19 protein-coding genes are annotated in these 14962 nt (G+C 46.9%); 15 read left to right on the forward strand and 4 right to left on the reverse strand.

Annotated elements, in window-relative coordinates:
* Positions 1-2: 2 nt before the first annotated feature.
* The 3 genes from LSG37_RS08770 to ygfZ form a co-directional block, all read right to left on the reverse strand.
* Positions 3-467 carry a CreA family protein gene (locus LSG37_RS08770; RefSeq protein ID WP_233079514.1) on the reverse strand — a complete coding sequence of 155 codons (465 nt, stop codon included), beginning with the start codon at positions 465-467 and terminating at the stop codon, positions 3-5.
* 87 nt (positions 468-554) lie between these two features.
* Entirely contained in the window at positions 555-1040 is a 486-nt protein-coding gene (locus LSG37_RS08775) for an FKBP-type peptidyl-prolyl cis-trans isomerase (RefSeq protein ID WP_233079515.1), read from the reverse strand.
* Positions 1041-1051: 11 nt separating this feature from the next.
* The gene (gene ygfZ, locus LSG37_RS08780; protein ID WP_233079516.1) at positions 1052-2026 is read right to left on the reverse strand and encodes a tRNA-modifying protein YgfZ; all 975 of its coding nucleotides are present in this window, start codon (positions 2024-2026) and stop codon (positions 1052-1054) included.
* 115 nt (positions 2027-2141) lie between these two features.
* On the opposite strand from ygfZ, the gene LSG37_RS08785 reads away from it, so the two are divergent.
* Complete coding sequence (locus LSG37_RS08785; RefSeq protein ID WP_233079517.1) at positions 2142-2393, forward strand: FAD assembly factor SdhE; 252 nt, start codon at positions 2142-2144, stop codon at positions 2391-2393.
* Between the two features lie 22 nt (positions 2394-2415).
* Positions 2416-2817, forward strand: coding sequence for a protein YgfX (locus tag LSG37_RS08790; protein ID WP_233079518.1), 402 nt, complete (start codon positions 2416-2418; stop codon positions 2815-2817).
* On the opposite strand, the gene nadB is transcribed toward LSG37_RS08790, so the two are convergent.
* Entirely contained in the window at positions 2814-4412 is a 1599-nt protein-coding gene (gene nadB / locus LSG37_RS08795; protein WP_233079519.1) for an L-aspartate oxidase, read from the reverse strand. The two genes, LSG37_RS08790 and nadB, sit on opposite strands and share 4 nt — an antisense overlap.
* Before the next feature lie 212 nt (positions 4413-4624).
* Here nadB and rpoE point away from each other — a divergent pair, with 212 nt between their 5' ends.
* The 13 genes from rpoE (at position 4625) to LSG37_RS08860 (ending at position 14940) form a co-directional block, all read left to right on the forward strand.
* On the forward strand, positions 4625-5200 hold the full coding sequence (rpoE, locus tag LSG37_RS08800; RefSeq protein ID WP_008898022.1) for an RNA polymerase sigma factor RpoE: 576 nt from the start codon (positions 4625-4627) through the stop codon (positions 5198-5200).
* A 23-nt stretch (positions 5201-5223) separates the two neighbouring features.
* Complete coding sequence (locus tag LSG37_RS08805) at positions 5224-5862, forward strand: sigma-E factor negative regulatory protein (protein WP_233079520.1); 639 nt, start codon at positions 5224-5226, stop codon at positions 5860-5862.
* A gap of 2 nt (positions 5863-5864) precedes the next feature.
* Positions 5865-6788 (forward strand): MucB/RseB C-terminal domain-containing protein, encoded by a 924-nt coding sequence (locus LSG37_RS08810; RefSeq protein WP_233079521.1) that lies wholly within the window; start codon positions 5865-5867, stop codon positions 6786-6788.
* Positions 6789-7247: a SoxR reducing system RseC family protein gene (locus LSG37_RS08815; protein ID WP_233079522.1), complete on the forward strand. Its 459-nt coding sequence runs from the start codon at positions 6789-6791 to the stop codon at positions 7245-7247.
* Between the two features lie 160 nt (positions 7248-7407).
* Positions 7408-9207 (forward strand): translation elongation factor 4, encoded by a 1800-nt coding sequence (gene lepA, locus LSG37_RS08820; protein WP_233079523.1) that lies wholly within the window; start codon positions 7408-7410, stop codon positions 9205-9207.
* 14 nt (positions 9208-9221) lie between these two features.
* Positions 9222-10145 carry a signal peptidase I gene (lepB, locus tag LSG37_RS08825; RefSeq protein ID WP_233079524.1) on the forward strand — a complete coding sequence of 308 codons (924 nt, stop codon included), beginning with the start codon at positions 9222-9224 and terminating at the stop codon, positions 10143-10145.
* Positions 10145-10819, forward strand: a complete 675-nt coding sequence (gene rnc / locus LSG37_RS08830; protein WP_008898016.1) for a ribonuclease III — start codon at positions 10145-10147, stop codon at positions 10817-10819. The genes lepB and rnc overlap by 1 nt, the downstream gene beginning before the upstream one ends.
* Complete coding sequence (gene era, locus LSG37_RS08835; RefSeq protein ID WP_233079525.1) at positions 10809-11705, forward strand: GTPase Era; 897 nt, start codon at positions 10809-10811, stop codon at positions 11703-11705. Before rnc ends, era begins: the two co-directional genes overlap by 11 nt.
* A gap of 1 nt (position 11706) precedes the next feature.
* A complete protein-coding gene (gene recO / locus LSG37_RS08840; RefSeq protein ID WP_233079526.1) occupies positions 11707-12387 on the forward strand; it encodes a DNA repair protein RecO in 681 nt (226 codons plus the stop codon).
* A gap of 2 nt (positions 12388-12389) precedes the next feature.
* On the forward strand, positions 12390-13121 hold the full coding sequence (pdxJ, locus tag LSG37_RS08845) for a pyridoxine 5'-phosphate synthase (RefSeq protein WP_233079527.1): 732 nt from the start codon (positions 12390-12392) through the stop codon (positions 13119-13121).
* Positions 13121-13498: a holo-ACP synthase gene (gene acpS, locus LSG37_RS08850; protein WP_233079528.1), complete on the forward strand. Its 378-nt coding sequence runs from the start codon at positions 13121-13123 to the stop codon at positions 13496-13498. Before pdxJ ends, acpS begins: the two co-directional genes overlap by 1 nt.
* A gap of 132 nt (positions 13499-13630) precedes the next feature.
* A complete protein-coding gene (locus LSG37_RS08855) occupies positions 13631-14425 on the forward strand; it encodes an SAM-dependent methyltransferase (RefSeq protein WP_233079529.1) in 795 nt (264 codons plus the stop codon).
* Complete coding sequence (locus tag LSG37_RS08860) at positions 14422-14940, forward strand: GNAT family N-acetyltransferase (protein WP_233079530.1); 519 nt, start codon at positions 14422-14424, stop codon at positions 14938-14940. Before LSG37_RS08855 ends, LSG37_RS08860 begins: the two co-directional genes overlap by 4 nt.
* The last annotated feature ends 22 nt before the right edge of the window (positions 14941-14962 follow it).

Genomic DNA, 14962 nt, shown 5'->3' on the forward strand with positions numbered 1-14962 from the left:
GGCTATTTGCCGGATGCCGGAGCTTGCCATGCCGCAGTGCCCCAAAGTGGCACACTGGTCAGCGAATGTTTGTAGCTGCCGGTCGTTTCTTTGGTGGAGTACGACAAGTACAACAAAGTCTGACTGCTGCTATCCAGAATACGACGAATTTTTAAGTGCTTAAATAAAATGCTTTTGGACGTGCTGAAAATCACTTCGCCGTTTTTAGAACGATCGATGTCTTTTAGCATAGCTGTGGTGATTTCACCGGTTTGACGACAGGCTATCGACATGTCGGACGGGTCGGCAAAATCCAGATTGGCTTCAACATGGCTGATATGACAAGTGACACCAGGAATTTTCGGGTCGTCGAAAGTCTGAATTTTAATGTCTTTGGTGGTGAATAAACCTAAGCTGACATCCGCTACTTCTTTATCAGAGCAGGCAGCAAGCCCAAGCACTGTAAACACCAAAAGCCATTTTTTCATAGTTCAGTCATCCTTTTAATGTATGAATACCCAAAGCTTACATAGACCCACAAGAAAAACGGAGTCTTACGACTCCGTTGATTCTGATTAATGTCCGGCGTGGCCGTCTAAACCATGCACATGGCCATGGGCCAATTCTTCTTCGGTTGCGTCGCGGACTAAAATCACTTCCACATCAAAAGTCAGGTCAATGCCTGACAGTGGGTGATTACCGTCTACGACCACTTCGTCTTCTGTCACGTCTAACACAATGACAGATTGCTCACGGCCGTCCGGGCCTGCAGCGCGAAAACGCATGCCAACCTGTACATCCATGCCTTCGAATAAATTACGTGGCACCGCCTGAGTTAATTCATCATGGCGATCACCATAGGCTTCTGCTGCTGGTACTTCAGCTTTGAATTTGTCGCCCACAGTTTTACCTAATAAAGCTTGCTCTAAACCGTGAATTAAAGCGCCTGTACCAAAAATAAATACCAGCGGTTCTCCGCCAGCCGAACTATCTAATTCGTTGCCTGCTTTGTCAGCCACAGTGTAATGAATGGCGACTACTTTTTCTGCTTGTATGCTCATGCAAACCTCAGTTACGCGAGTGAATAGGGCAAAGGTGATAACACTAAAACCGATGCATCCGGAGTTGCTAATCGCAGTGGATCAGCTGGGTTAATATCGTTCGGTAACACCGCCAACACCCAAAGTTGCCCCTGAATATTCACCGCATTAATGACCTGGCCAACCCGACGCCAGTTTTCCGACCATTGTACTTCAATATCTGTGCCGCTGGCCGGAGTTTCCTCACTTTGACTGGTAAGGATATAAGCAGCTCTTTTATTTTTACCCAGATATTTCATTCGGGCCACAGTTTCCTGGCCTATGTAACAACCTTTAGTAAAACTAATGGCGTCGATACTTTGTAAATTCAGCATCTGTGGCACGTATTCGCCAATCACCGCCTGCTCTAAATAGGAAAAACCTTGTTGGATATGCTGGGCTAACCACAAGGTTGGAGCAGCCAAACGGGCAGATTGTTCCGCTAATAATTGTCTGGCGTGGACAAAATCCAGCACTAACAGGTAATGCTCGTCCGCCAAACGCATTAGTTTACCACCAGCAACTGAACTTAACTGACCCGCAGCAGCAGGTTGGGCGTAACCCAGTTTTTCCAGTAAAGCGGCGGTACCTGAGCCGCTAATGCCTAAAATAGCCAGACTGTCATGGCCCGCTTCAAAACTGACTTTAGAAAACACACCAAACTTTTTCAGTTGGGTGGCTGAAGCCTGTAATTCGTCACGAAAGCCGATGTACCATAGATTTTCGTCATTGGCACATAAATGAAATTGGCCCCACATTTTGCCTTTGGCATCACAATGAGCGCCACGCAGAAAGTTGTCAGCATTTAGCGTATTCAGATCTGCAGTCACTTGTCCTTGCAGGTATTTACGGCTATCTGGTCCGGCAATAATCAGACTTTCAAAGCCCGGCAACGGACTGATAAAGGCACCTTGCACTGACGTAGATAAAGAAGCGAGTTGATCGGCACTGATCCAGGATGCTTGCATAAGGGTAAGTCTCTTAGAATACTAAGGTGATCATTGGGGGATTTGGCTAAAAGCTCAACCCCTGTAAGGTTTTTTTGTTAGAATCCGGTCAATACCAACAAAAGGAAAGCTGTAGATGAAAGAATTAATGGGTAAACCCCGCCTGCGTTGGGCCTGCCGTCGTGGCATGCTGGAATTGGACGTTTTGCTGGCTCCTTTTGTTGAAGAAGGGTACGACGCTTTAACAGAAGCACAAAAATATACTTTTGAAGCCTTGTTAGCTTGTGATGACCCGGATTTGTTCGCCTGGTTTATGGGCCATGGCAAATCCACCGATCCAGAGCTGCAGGCTATGGTGAATATCATTGTTAACAGAGTACGGGTATAACCTTAGCTTCGTGCCATCCCGCATGCGCCGGATTCTATATCTGGCGCAATGCTTATTAATCCTGCTTATTTTCCTGCTACAACCTTTTTATGCCCTCTGGTGGCTGCTGCTTTGGCCCTGGCTGTTTTTTTGCTTTTATCAACTGTTAGGGCAATGGCAACAACCCATCAAAGCGCGACTGTTGTTTTTAACTGAAAAAGGCGAGCTGAAATGGTGGCAGGATGAACTGCCAGCAGGGCAGTTGTCGGCAGAGTCTTTGGTGTCGCAACTGGGCATTTGGTTGCGCTGGCGTGATACAGAGCAACAAGCCCAACAGTTATGGCTGTACAGAGATAATTTATCTGAAGAGCATTTTCGCAGTCTGGCGAGGGTATGCCAGACCGTAAAATGGCAGCAGCAAGCCGGCTCAGTGAACCGGCGTTAAGGTTTCAAAATGGTTGGCGTGGGTTCTGCTAATTGATCCGGGTAGTCCAGATTGTAATGCAGGCCACGGCTTTCTTTGCGCTCCATAGCGCTGCGGATAATCAGCTCTGCTACCATGGTTAAATTACGCAACTCCAGCAAATTATTGCTAACGCGGAAGTTGCGGTAATAATCCTGAATTTCACGTTGCAATAGCTCTACTCTGTGCAAGGCGCGTTCTAAGCGTTTTTCAGTGCGAACTATGCCAACATAATCCCACATAAAAAGCCGCAATTCGTGCCAGTTGTGAGTAATCACTACCTCTTCATCCGAATCTATAACGCGGCTTTCATCCCAGCAAGGCAGTTCAGTGACTAAGCGGGCTGACTCGAGCTGCTGCTTAATATGCCGTGCTGCAGATTGAGCAAAAACCACGCACTCCAATAAGGAGTTACTGGCCATACGGTTAGCGCCATGTAACCCTGTATAGGCCACTTCACCAATAGCATACAGATTAGAAATATCAGTCTGGCCATTCAGATTCGTCATCACACCACCGCAGGTGTAATGCGCTGCTGGTACCACAGGAATGGGTTGTTTGGTAATGTCGATACCTACACTTAAACACTTGGCATAAATGGTGGGGAAGTGTTCAATAATAAAGTCTTTCGGCTTGTGGCTGATATCCAGATAAACACAATGAGCGCCGAGCTTTTTCATTTCATAGTCGATAGCGCGGGCTACGATGTCGCGCGGTGCTAATTCGGCGCGTTCGTCGAAATCCGGCATAAAACGGCTGCCGTCAGGCCGTCTTAAATACGCACCTTCACCACGCATGGCTTCAGTGATCAGATAATTCTGTGCTTCAGGGTGATACAAGCTGGTCGGGTGGAATTGATTAAATTCCATATTGGCTACGCTGCAACCGGCACGCCAGGCCATAGCTATGCCATCGCCGCTGGCGACATCAGGATTACTGGTGTAAAGATAAACCTTACTGGCTCCGCCTGTGGCAAGCGCAATACATTTAGCGCCAATCACTTCTACATGTTCTTCTTCACGGTTCCAGACATAAGCGCCATGGCATTTTTGTTCTGCTAAGCCCAACTTGCTGGAGGTGATTAAATCAATCGCATTGTAGTTTTCCAGCAATTGAATATTCGGATGGCCTTTGACTTGCTCAACCAAGGTTATTTGTACAGCCCGGCCTGTGGCATCTGCTGCGTGCAAAATACGTCTGTGGCTATGACCGCCTTCGCGGGTCAGGTGGTATTTCAGCACACCATCTTCGTCTTTGTATTGATCAAAAGGCACGCCCTGACCAATTAACCATTCCATGGCTTCTTTGGCATGCTCAGCAGTAAACTGCACTGCGGCAGCTTCACATAAGCCGGCGCCAGCTATTAAGGTGTCATCCACATGGGAGGCGATACTGTCGTTTTCATCAAATACGGCAGCTATGCCACCTTGAGCATATAAGGTAGAGCCTTCACGCAAAGGGCCTTTACTCAGCACTATCACTTTGGCAGTGTCGGCCAGATGCAAAGCCAGCGATAAACCCGCAGCACCGCTGCCGATAATTAATACGTCACAAAGATGTTTTTTTTGTTGTTGCATGCGATACACTTATTCAGTCAAAAACACATAAATGTCTGTAATTTGGGTCTTTATACGCTACTTTCCGGCGGCTGGCCGTATCAGAAACGGCAAATTGTAACTTTTTTTACTTATTCCAAGAACTATTCATATAGCTTCCAGTCATAAGGGTACGCTTGACGAGCGCCAGTTGCAAAAAGAAAGTAGTATTTAGCATTAGGGGAAAGGCTCGGATGAGCGAGCAAGAATTGGATTGGCAGATTGTCCAGCGGGTACAACAAGGGGATAAAGCAGCCTTTAATGTGTTGGTAAAAAAATACCAGCATCGGATTGCGAACTTAATCTCACGTTATGTCTCTAATCATGGCGATGTGGCGGATGTAGCTCAGGAAGCCTTTATTAAAGCTTACCGTGCTATTCCCGGCTTTCGTGGTGAGAGTGCATTTTACACTTGGTTGTACCGGATAGCTGTGAACAGCGCTAAAAATTACCTGGTAGCGACAGGACGCAAGCCACCATCTACAGACGTAGATGCGGATGATGCCGAGTTTTATGACGGTAGCGATGCGTTAAAAGAGCAGGATTCTCCGGAAAAACTTTTGTTATCCGATGAAATCCGTAATGTTGTGTTCGATACCATTGAAAAGTTGCCAGACGAATTACGCACAGCTATTACGTTGCGTGAATTGGATGGCTTAAGTTACGAAGAGATTGCGGAAGTGATGGGCTGCCCAATAGGAACAGTCAGAAGTCGAATTTTCCGTGCACGTGAAGCTATTGATGCGCAGTTAAAACCGCTCATTAGTTGAACCTCTACTAAACAGGAATCGGTATGTCGTCAGAAAAATCAGATTGGCTCTCGGCTGCTAGTGATAACCAGGCAATCAGTCCGGAACAATTAGACAGATTACTGCAAGACGCTGAATTACAGCAGAGCTTTGCGCGTTATCATTTGATTGGTGCTGCCATTCGTAATGAATTGCCAGCTCAACTGGATATGCAGTTTGCAGATAACTTTGCCAGCCTGTTGGATCAAGAGCCTGCTTATCAGTTAGAAAGCAGCCCACTAGTACAGGGACAACAAACAGCTGTGTCGTTCTGGAAAAAACTGGGTGAAGCCGCCAATACGGGTTGGTTTAAAACTGGTTTTCAAGGCACTGTAGCCGCCAGCGTGGCATTAGTTGCTGTGCTAGGTGTTCAACAGTTCCAGGGGGCAGGCCAGGATGCAGATCTGAATTCACCTTTACCTGTGTTACAAACTCAGCCTGTTGCTGGTTTTGCCACACCTGTTAGTTTGAGTCAGACGTCAGTAAATTCCCGTTTTGAACAGGAACAACGTCAGGCTATGCTGGAACAGCAACAACGTTTGCAGCAACTGCTGCAGGCACATCGTCAGCAAATCAGAGTAATGGACACTGCACAGCAGAACACTCCAGAAACTCCAGCTGAGAAACCAAGACAAGAGCAATAAATATGGGTTGGAAAGGCTTAAGCAGTGCCTTGATCATCTTGTGTTACTCCAGCCTGAGCTTCGCCGAAGTCTCGGGATGGGAGTGGTTTGAGCGAAGTCAGAGTTCGGTTCGTCAATTTAATTTTGAAGCTTCCTTTGTTGTCATCAAACCCAATCAGGTAGACAGCTACCGTTGGGTGCATGGCGTACACAATGATTCAGAGATAGAGCAACTGATGCCACTGGAACAAAGTGGCGTTGAAATTTTGCGTCGTGGTGAGATGGTGTATTACATTGCACCTGAAAAAGCGCCTCTGGCAACCAGCAGCAGTACTATCAAAGAACTTCCTGCTCTGTTGTATCGTGATATCGAATCCATCAAAACCTTATACGATGCAGTGCCTGGCGGTGCGACTCAATTATCGGGTCGTTCTGCTCAGTTATTGCGTTTAACGCCTTTGCAAAGTGGCAGGCCGGGCTATTGGTTGTGGTTAGACAGTCAGACAGGTTTTCCGCTGAAAATAGACACTTTAACTGTTCAGAATGAAGTGCTGGAGCGGTGGGTGGTTACCCATATTTTGCCCCACGCCACTTTGCCTGAAATACTGAATGTGGCTGCCAATGCGGAATTACCAGCTGTTGCTGAAACAATACCCAACGTAGCTTTGCCGCAAAGCCCGCTGGAATTGTCCTGGTTACCTGATGGTTATCAGGAAGTTTCTGTCACGGCAGCTATGGTGCCGCAACAGGTTCTGGAGCAATGGTTGTTATATGACGGCTTACATCAGGTGTCTGTATTTGTGCAGCCCAGTGCAAGTTTGCCTGCTCAGGCTTTCCGCGATGGAGCGACCACTATATTTGTCATGCCAAAAAACCAGTTTGATGTCACTGTGATAGGCCCTGTGTCTATTGAGACGGCCCGACAAATCGCCGAATCGGTGCGTTAAATGCTGGAAGAAATTGCTACTGTGATGAAAAGCCAGAGCGATGGTGTCTGGCTGAAAACTCAAAGTATCAGTAGCTGCAATGCCTGTCAGTCTAATAACGACTGTGGTACTGGTGTGGTAGCTAAAGCTTTAACCCCACGTGAAAATCTGTTTTTTGTCAAAAGTCAGTTGCAGTTACTGGAAGGGCAAAAAGTCAAAATAGCTGTCAGCGAACAACATCTGTTGTCTGCTGCGGCTTTGCTGTATTTATTCCCCTTGTTTTGTCTGATTGCAGTGGCTGCTTTATTAAGTCGGCTGCAATTGGCAGAGACTGTCATAGTGCTGGGTTCTTTATCTGCATTAGCTGCTGGTTTTGCTGTGGCGCGCTTCATCAGTGGTCCATCGGCACAGCAAGAGCAAATAGAGATCCTTGCGGTATTGCCGGAACTGGCGGTACAACATATCCGTATCACAGATTAATACTCCGCTGAAATCCGCTGTAACATCTGAACACATAGCAACCAATGCCGAGATCGAGTACAATTCGCGGCAAATTTATCTGAATCAACTTTGGTGTTCGCCCGGTTTGTGACCATAAGGGTCAGAGTGGGGCCACCTGATAGCAGCTTTAGCGGAAAAAATGCCAAAAATTACTCATATTCGTAACTTTTCAGTCATAGCCCACATAGACCACGGCAAATCGACGCTGTCGGATCGTCTGATCCAGTTTTGTGGTGGTTTAACCGATCGTGAAATGCAGGCGCAGGTTTTAGATTCAATGGATCTGGAACGTGAGCGTGGTATCACCATTAAAGCGCAAAGCGTAACTTTGCATTACAAAGCCAAAGACGGCGAAACTTATCAGCTGAACTTTATCGACACGCCAGGCCACGTTGACTTTACTTATGAAGTCAGCCGTTCTTTAGCAGCCTGTGAAGGTGCTTTATTGGTGGTTGATGCGGGCCAGGGTGTTGAAGCTCAAACCGTAGCCAACTGCTACACAGCCTTGGAAATGAACCTCGAAGTCTTACCAATTCTGAATAAAATCGACTTACCTCAAGCCGATCCAGATCGCGTTGCCGAAGAAATTGAAGACATTATCGGTATCGAAGCCATAGGCGCTGTGCAGTGTTCTGCCAAAACCGGTTTAGGTATCGAAGATGTGCTGGAGACTATAGTCGCCAATATTCCATGCCCTGAAGGTAATCCGGATGGCCCAACTCAGGCTTTGATCATCGATTCTTGGTTTGACCCTTACCAGGGCGTCGTGTCACTGGTGCGTGTAAAACATGGTAAAATTCAGTTAAAAGACAAAATCAAAGTCATGTCGACTGGCATGGTCTACGAAGTGGACAAAGTGGGTGTATTTACCCCTAAAGCCAACAACACAGGTATCTTAAATACAGGTGAAGTAGGTTTTGTTATCTGTGGTATTAAAGAAATTAAAGGCGCGCCGGTGGGCGATACTTTAACTTTATCGAAAAACTCAGCCACTGAGCCTTTACCTGGTTTTAAACGTATTAAGCCACAGGTGTATGCAGGTGTATTCCCTGTGTCTTCAGACGATTACGAAGATTTCCGTGATGCATTGGAAAAACTCAGCTTAAACGACTCTTCCCTGTTTTATGAACCAGAAAGCTCCAGCGCTTTAGGTTTTGGTTTCCGTATTGGTTTCCTTGGTATGTTACACATGGAAATTATTCAGGAACGTTTAGAGCGTGAATACGATCTGGACTTAATCACCACAGCACCTACCGTAGTGTATGAAGTGGTCACCAAAGCTGGCGAAACAGTGATGGTTGATAACCCAAGCGCACTGCCGCCTGTGGGCAATATCGATGAAATCCGTGAGCCAATAGTTGAAGCTCATATTCTGGTCCCACAAGAATACTTAGGTAACGTCATTAACCTTTGTATTGAAAAACGTGGTGTGCAGATGAATATGACCTACCACGGTCGTCAGGTCGCCGTAGTGTACGAACTGCCAATGGCTGAAGTGGTGATGGATTTCTTTGACCGCTTAAAGTCCACCAGCCGCGGTTATGCGTCGCTGGATTATGCTTTTAAACGTTTCCAGACCTCTGAGATGTCACGGGTTGATATTCTGATCAACGGTGAGCGTGTTGATGCTTTGGCTATTATCAGCCATAAAGACTTTGCTCAGGGCCGTGGTCGTGAGTTGGCTGAAAAACTGAAAGAGCTGATCCCGCGTCAGATGTTTGATATCGCTATTCAGGCGGCTATAGGTGCACACGTGATTGCCCGTACTACGGTAAAACAATTACGTAAAAACGTATTAGCTAAATGTTATGGCGGCGATATCAGCCGGAAGAAAAAGCTGTTGCAGAAACAGAAAGACGGTAAAAAACGTATGAAGCAGGTAGGTAATGTGGAAGTTCCACAGGAAGCCTTCCTTGCCATTCTGAAAGTCGGTAAATAACAACAAGGGTAGTTATGGCAGGTTATTTTGCAATTTTCCTCGTAGTATTGACCTTAGTCAGTGGTTTGATCTGGCTGATTGATATACTGGTATTTGCGCCAAAACGTAAAGTTAAAGTTGCAACCGCTCAGGCGGCTGCAGCGGGTGGTCTGCCATTAAGCGCTATTGAAGAGCTGGAAAAACCTTCTTATCTGGCAGAAACTGCCAAAGAAATTTTCCCGCTGATTTTAGCTATTACCATTATCCGTTCGTTTTTATACGAGCCGTTTCAGATCCCATCAGGCTCGATGATGCCCACCTTATTGGTCGGCGACTTTATTCTGGTGGAAAAGTACTCCTACGACGTGAAGGATCCAGTGTGGCGTAAGCCGCTGATCACCACAGGCCGGCCAGAACGGGGTGATGTGATTGTATTTAAATACCCGGAACAACCTACTATTGATTTTATCAAGCGTACTGTGGGTTTACCTGGTGATCGCATTATCTACAAAAACAAGCAGCTGTTTATCCAGCCTGCTTGTGCTGCAGCCGACAAAAGTACCTGCCCTGGTTTAGAAGCAGTGCCTTTGACTTTGCAAGCTGAAGGCGAGTTTATGGATGGCGAATTGCCAACCAAACGCTACTCCGAGCAATTTGGCGAGCATAAACACGACATACTGCAGCATCCGTTTAAAGCAGAAGATTTAATGCAGTACTACAAACAGCCAGGGACTGCCATCGAAGAGTTTATTGTGCCTGAAGGTCACTATTTTGCGATGGGCGATAACCGCGATAACAGCCGTGACAGCCGTGCCTGGGGTTTTGTGCCTGAAGAAAATCTGGTGGGTAAAGCGGTATTTATCTGGATGAGTTTTGAATTTAGTGAAGACCCGGATAACTGGTTGCCTTCATGGGTGCCGGTTGGCGTGCGTTTTGAACGTTTAGGCAAAATTAATTAATGCAAAAACCTGTTAGCGGCCTGATGAAAAAGCTGGGTTACCAGTTTCAACAGGTCGCGTTACTCGAACAAGCCCTGACTCACCGTAGTTGTAAAGGTGAGCACAACGAGCGGCTGGAATTTTTAGGCGACGCCATATTAAGTATGGTGATTGCCGAAGCCCTGTATATCCATTTTCCGAAAGCCCGCGAAGGCGACTTAACCCGCATGCGTTCGTCTTTAGTGAAAGGCGTTACGCTAGCTGAAATTGCCAAAGAACTGGAGCTGGCCGAATTCCTGCGCTTAGGCCCTGGTGAAATGAAAAGCGGTGGCTTACGCCGTGAATCCATTCAGGCTGATGCCGTCGAAGCCATTTTAGGTGCTATCTTTTTAGATGCTGGCATTGAAGCCTGTAAAGAGCGGATATTAAGTTGGTATGGCAGCCGTTTAACTGTGATTCAGCCAGGCGTGCATAAAGACAGTAAAACCCAGTTGCAGGAATACCTGCAAGGGCGTCGTTTGCCTTTACCTTTGTATGAAGTGATAGATACGCAAGGCGACGATCACGATCAAATATTTACCGTGCGTTGTACTGTGCAGGGCAGAGCGCCTGTTACCGCGTCTGGCAATTCCAGACGTAAAGCTGAACAGGATTCAGCGCGGATTTTGTTGGAACAAGTAAAAAATGACCTCTGAGACTTTTGCCGGATTGGTTGCCATAGTTGGCCGTCCAAACGTGGGTAAATCCACTTTATTAAACCAGCTGGTGGGTCAGAAGGTCAGTATTACGTCACGTAAACCACAGACCACCCGCCACCGTATTGTTGGTATAGACACACAGGATAATTACCAGACTGTGTATGTCGACACGCCAGGTTTACATATCGAAGAAAAACGCGCCATTAACCGTCTGATGAATAAAGCGGCTGCCAGTACCATACTGGATGTAGAGCTGATTATTTTTGTGGTGGAAGGCACTCGCTGGACGGACGACGATCAGATGGTATTAAACCGTTTGATCGCGGCAAAAAAACCAGTGCTGTTGGTGGTGAATAAAGTCGATTTGTACAAAGACAAAGAAGACTTGCTGCCGCATTTACAATGGCTTGGCAGTCAGCTCGATTTTCAGCAAATCATCCCTTTGTCCGCGGAAAAAGGCACCAATGTACAGTCGTTACGCGAGCTGGTACAAAAACAATTACCGCCTTGTGAATTTTTCTTCCCTGAAGAATATGTCACTGACCGCAGCAGCCGCTTTATGGCCTCGGAAATAGTGCGCGAAAAGCTGATGCGTTTCCTTGGCGACGAATTGCCTTATGCAGTGACAGTTGAAATTGAACGCTTTAAATGGGAAGAAAAACATTACCATATCGCCGCTTTAGTGCTGGTTGAACGTGACACACAAAAGCAGATGGTGATAGGTAAAAAAGGCGAACGGATAAAAACCATAGCCACTGAAGCCCGTAAAGATATGGAAACCTTGTTTGAACAGCCGGTATTTTTACAGGTATGGGTGAAAGTGAAATCAGGTTGGGCTGATGACGAGCGTGCATTACGCAGCTTAGGTTACGGCGAAGACTAAAATGGACAATCGCAGCTGGCCAGCTTTTATTCTGCACAGCCGCGCTTTTAAGGAACAGCAGTTGTTATTGCAGCTGCTGGTGCCTGAACTGGGCCGGGTCAGTGCTGTGATCCGCAAATCCAGCAGTAAAAAACAACAACGTTTGTCATTGCAGCCTTTTCAGTTGTTACAACTGGAACTGCTGGGTCGTTCTGAATTAAAAACTGTCAGTAAAGCTGAAGAAGCAGGCCCAGCCTTTTTGCTGCAAGGTGAAAAGCTGTTTGGTGCCATGTATTTAAACGAGCTGATTTGCCGCTTATGGCCGGAAAATGTAGGTTCCGACGCTTTATTTGAGTTGTACCAGCAGACCTTGCAGCAACTGTTAACTAACGATCTGGAGCCTTGTCTACGTCAGTTTGAGTTTTCATTATTGACTGAATTAGGTCAGCCAGTGGACTGGGATTACGATTCTCAGGGCGAAGCTATACAGGACGGCGCTTTGTATCAGTGGTGGCCGGAGCAAGGCTGGCAAATTTCAGGTAAAGGCTGGAAAGGCGAAAATCTGAAAGCTATAGGCCAGCAGCAATGGCAGCAAGACGACGTATTAAAAACCGCCAAGCAGTTAAGCCGCTTATTGTTAGCCCCTTTGCTTGGCAGTAAACCTTTAACCAGCAGAGCATTATTTCAACCTGTCAGGAACTAGCTATGAGCGCCATTTATTTAGGTATCAATATCGATCACGTCGCCACTTTACGTCAGGCCCGTGGTACTTATTACCCTGAACCTGTGCATGCTGCCTTATTGGCTGAGCAATTTGGCGCTGATGGTATCACTGTGCATTTACGTGAAGACCGCCGCCATATTCAGGACCGCGATTTATTTGTATTGCGCCAAACCATCGCTACTCGTCTGAATTTTGAGATGGCTGTGACTGAAGAAATGTTAGGTATTGCCGCTCAGTTAAAACCTGAATTCTGCTGTTTAGTGCCGGAAAAACGCCAGGAACTGACCACAGAAGGTGGTTTGGAAGTAGCAGGCCAGTTCGATAAAATTCAGGAAGCAGTATTACGCCTGCAGCAGGACAATATTTTAGTCTCGTTGTTTATCGACGCCGATGAAAAACAAATAGCAGCAGCGGCTAAAGCTGGCGCGCCTTATATTGAAATTCACACAGGCCAATACGCTGAAGCGACGGATCCGAAAAAACAAAAAGCGGAACTTGAGCGCATTACCGAAGCCGCGGCTTATGCTGCCTCTTTAGGTTTAACAGTCAATGCTGGTCATGGCCTGCATTACCATAATGTGCAGCCTATAGCCGCCATTCCTCAAATGTACGAGCTGAATATTGGTCATGCTATTGTTGCCCGCGCCATTTTCTCTGGCTTAGGCCCAGCTGTGGCTGAAATGAAACGCCTGATGGTGGAGGCGCGCCGTTAATGGCCATTGTTGGTTTAGGCACCGACATCATCGAAATAGCGCGTATAGAGCAAAGCCTGACGCGCTCACCCCGTTTAATACAAAGGGTCCTCACTGAATCTGAGCAGCAAATCTTAGCTGCTCATGGCCAGCCAGCCCGTTATTTCGCCAAACGTTTTGCCGCCAAAGAAGCAGCTGCTAAAGCGCTTGGTACCGGCATAGGCCGTGGTATCTCCTTTCAACATTTTATAGTCAGCAACGACCCTTCAGGTCGCCCTCAACTTGAACTCACAGGCCCGGCCAAAGAGCTGGCCGATTCAATGCAAGTGCGTTCAGTCTGGCTCTCCATCAGCGACGAGCAGGCTTATGCCTGTGCTACTGTTATTTTAGAATCCTAAGCTCTGCGGGCGGGGATAAACTCGTGCGACATTGAATTGTAATTTGAGACGGGCGGGGATAAACCCGCGCCCCTACCAATTTCCTGCCTAATTAGGGTATAAGTACTTCACTTACGGCAGGAGTTGAAGTAAATGCAAAAAGGCAGTTTAGTTTGTGTAGGTACAGGTATGACTTTGGGTTCTCATATCAGTCCTTTATCCCGCAGTTATATAGAACAAGCTGATGTTGTTTTTGTATTGGTGGCTGATGGTACTACTGAGCTGTGGATCCAGGGCATGAATGCTGATGTACGAAGCCTGCAGCCTTATTACTCTGAAGGCCAATCCCGCATGATCACCTACAAACAAATGGTGGCTGCTATGCTGGCGGAAGTACATGCTGGCAAAAAAGTCTGTGGGGCTTTTTATGGTCACCCAGGAGTGTTTGCCTGGGTGCCACATCAGGCTATTAAAGAAGCTATAGCTGAAGGCTATCGGGCTCATATGGAGCCAGGCATTTCAGCCGAAGACTGTTTATATGCAGATTTGGGTTTAGACCCTGGCACTTATGGCTGCCAGCATTACGAAGCCAGCAATCTGATGTTTTACCAGCGAACGATCGATACCGCTGCCTATTTAATTTTATGGCAACCAGGGGTGGCAGGTGATAAGTCGTTGGCTAAATTCACGACCGGCAGCGCCTATCGTGATGTGTTAGTAGAACTGCTAAGCCAATGGTACCCGCTGGATCATCAGGTGATTTTATACGAAGCCGTCACTTTACCTATTCAACAACCCCGTATCGAGCGTATCCCTTTGTCTGACTTACCCAAAGCCCAGATGGATTTAAAAACTACCTTAGTTATACCTCCGGCTACTGTAGCCAAAGCCAATCAGGTTATTCTGGATAAGTTAAAAGCTGTGGTGGCGCAAGAAGGCCTGGTATGACAGCGGACTGGGCTAAAGCTGCTGTTGCAGATAACTTTGTGATCCAAACACCGCGCTTATTGATCCGGCCTTTTATGCCACAAGACCAGCAGCTGTATCTGGATTTATACACCAGCGCTGAAGTGATGGCCTTTATTGGTCCACCCCTTGATACAGAAAAAGCCAAAAATAGCTTTCAGATTGCGTTGCGCCTCAATACTAAAATGCCTTTTAAGCGATTATTTCTGGCGATATGCCGTGATGGCCACCCTATAGGTTTATGTGCGGTCAATCAGTGGCAATCAGAGACGGCCACTGCTGAAGTGGGCTTGATGTTATTACCTGACTGGCAAGGTCTGGGGTATGGCACTGAGGCTAAACTAGCGTTCAGTCAACGAGTGCTCCAAGTGTTCACTGGCGTGAAGGTATGGACTCAGACTAATCCGGACAACAAGGCTGCAGTCCGCTCGAACATTGCTGCTGGCTATAGTGCTGATCCCGCTCAGTATGGCAGGTACTGGTATACACCAGACTGAGTCAAAGTATCTTTATAGCTAT

Source organism: Rheinheimera soli (genome assembly GCF_021290985.1).
Lineage (GTDB): Bacteria > Pseudomonadota > Gammaproteobacteria > Enterobacterales > Alteromonadaceae > Pararheinheimera > Pararheinheimera soli.

What these genes read in the sequence shown, in the direction of transcription:
- era (WP_233079525.1), top strand. Translation starts at nt 10,809, where the DNA reads ATGACCTCTGAGACTTTTGCCGGATTGGTTGCCATAGTTGGCCGTCCA.
- LSG37_RS08815 (WP_233079522.1), top strand. Translation starts at nt 6,789, where the DNA reads ATGCTGGAAGAAATTGCTACTGTGATGAAAAGCCAGAGCGATGGTGTC.
- rnc (WP_008898016.1), top strand. Translation starts at nt 10,145, where the DNA reads ATGCAAAAACCTGTTAGCGGCCTGATGAAAAAGCTGGGTTACCAGTTT.
- LSG37_RS08855 (WP_233079529.1), top strand. Translation starts at nt 13,631, where the DNA reads ATGCAAAAAGGCAGTTTAGTTTGTGTAGGTACAGGTATGACTTTGGGT.
- lepA (WP_233079523.1), top strand. Translation starts at nt 7,408, where the DNA reads ATGCCAAAAATTACTCATATTCGTAACTTTTCAGTCATAGCCCACATA.
- ygfZ (WP_233079516.1), bottom strand. Translation starts at nt 2,026, where the DNA reads ATGCAAGCATCCTGGATCAGTGCCGATCAACTCGCTTCTTTATCTACG.
- rpoE (WP_008898022.1), top strand. Translation starts at nt 4,625, where the DNA reads ATGAGCGAGCAAGAATTGGATTGGCAGATTGTCCAGCGGGTACAACAA.
- LSG37_RS08810 (WP_233079521.1), top strand. Translation starts at nt 5,865, where the DNA reads ATGGGTTGGAAAGGCTTAAGCAGTGCCTTGATCATCTTGTGTTACTCC.
- LSG37_RS08805 (WP_233079520.1), top strand. Translation starts at nt 5,224, where the DNA reads ATGTCGTCAGAAAAATCAGATTGGCTCTCGGCTGCTAGTGATAACCAG.
- LSG37_RS08770 (WP_233079514.1), bottom strand. Translation starts at nt 467, where the DNA reads ATGAAAAAATGGCTTTTGGTGTTTACAGTGCTTGGGCTTGCTGCCTGC.
- LSG37_RS08790 (WP_233079518.1), top strand. Translation starts at nt 2,416, where the DNA reads ATGCGCCGGATTCTATATCTGGCGCAATGCTTATTAATCCTGCTTATT.
- recO (WP_233079526.1), top strand. Translation starts at nt 11,707, where the DNA reads ATGGACAATCGCAGCTGGCCAGCTTTTATTCTGCACAGCCGCGCTTTT.
- lepB (WP_233079524.1), top strand. Translation starts at nt 9,222, where the DNA reads ATGGCAGGTTATTTTGCAATTTTCCTCGTAGTATTGACCTTAGTCAGT.
- LSG37_RS08785 (WP_233079517.1), top strand. Translation starts at nt 2,142, where the DNA reads ATGAAAGAATTAATGGGTAAACCCCGCCTGCGTTGGGCCTGCCGTCGT.
- nadB (WP_233079519.1), bottom strand. Translation starts at nt 4,412, where the DNA reads ATGCAACAACAAAAAAAACATCTTTGTGACGTATTAATTATCGGCAGC.
- acpS (WP_233079528.1), top strand. Translation starts at nt 13,121, where the DNA reads ATGGCCATTGTTGGTTTAGGCACCGACATCATCGAAATAGCGCGTATA.
- LSG37_RS08860 (WP_233079530.1), top strand. Translation starts at nt 14,422, where the DNA reads ATGACAGCGGACTGGGCTAAAGCTGCTGTTGCAGATAACTTTGTGATC.
- LSG37_RS08775 (WP_233079515.1), bottom strand. Translation starts at nt 1,040, where the DNA reads ATGAGCATACAAGCAGAAAAAGTAGTCGCCATTCATTACACTGTGGCT.
- pdxJ (WP_233079527.1), top strand. Translation starts at nt 12,390, where the DNA reads ATGAGCGCCATTTATTTAGGTATCAATATCGATCACGTCGCCACTTTA.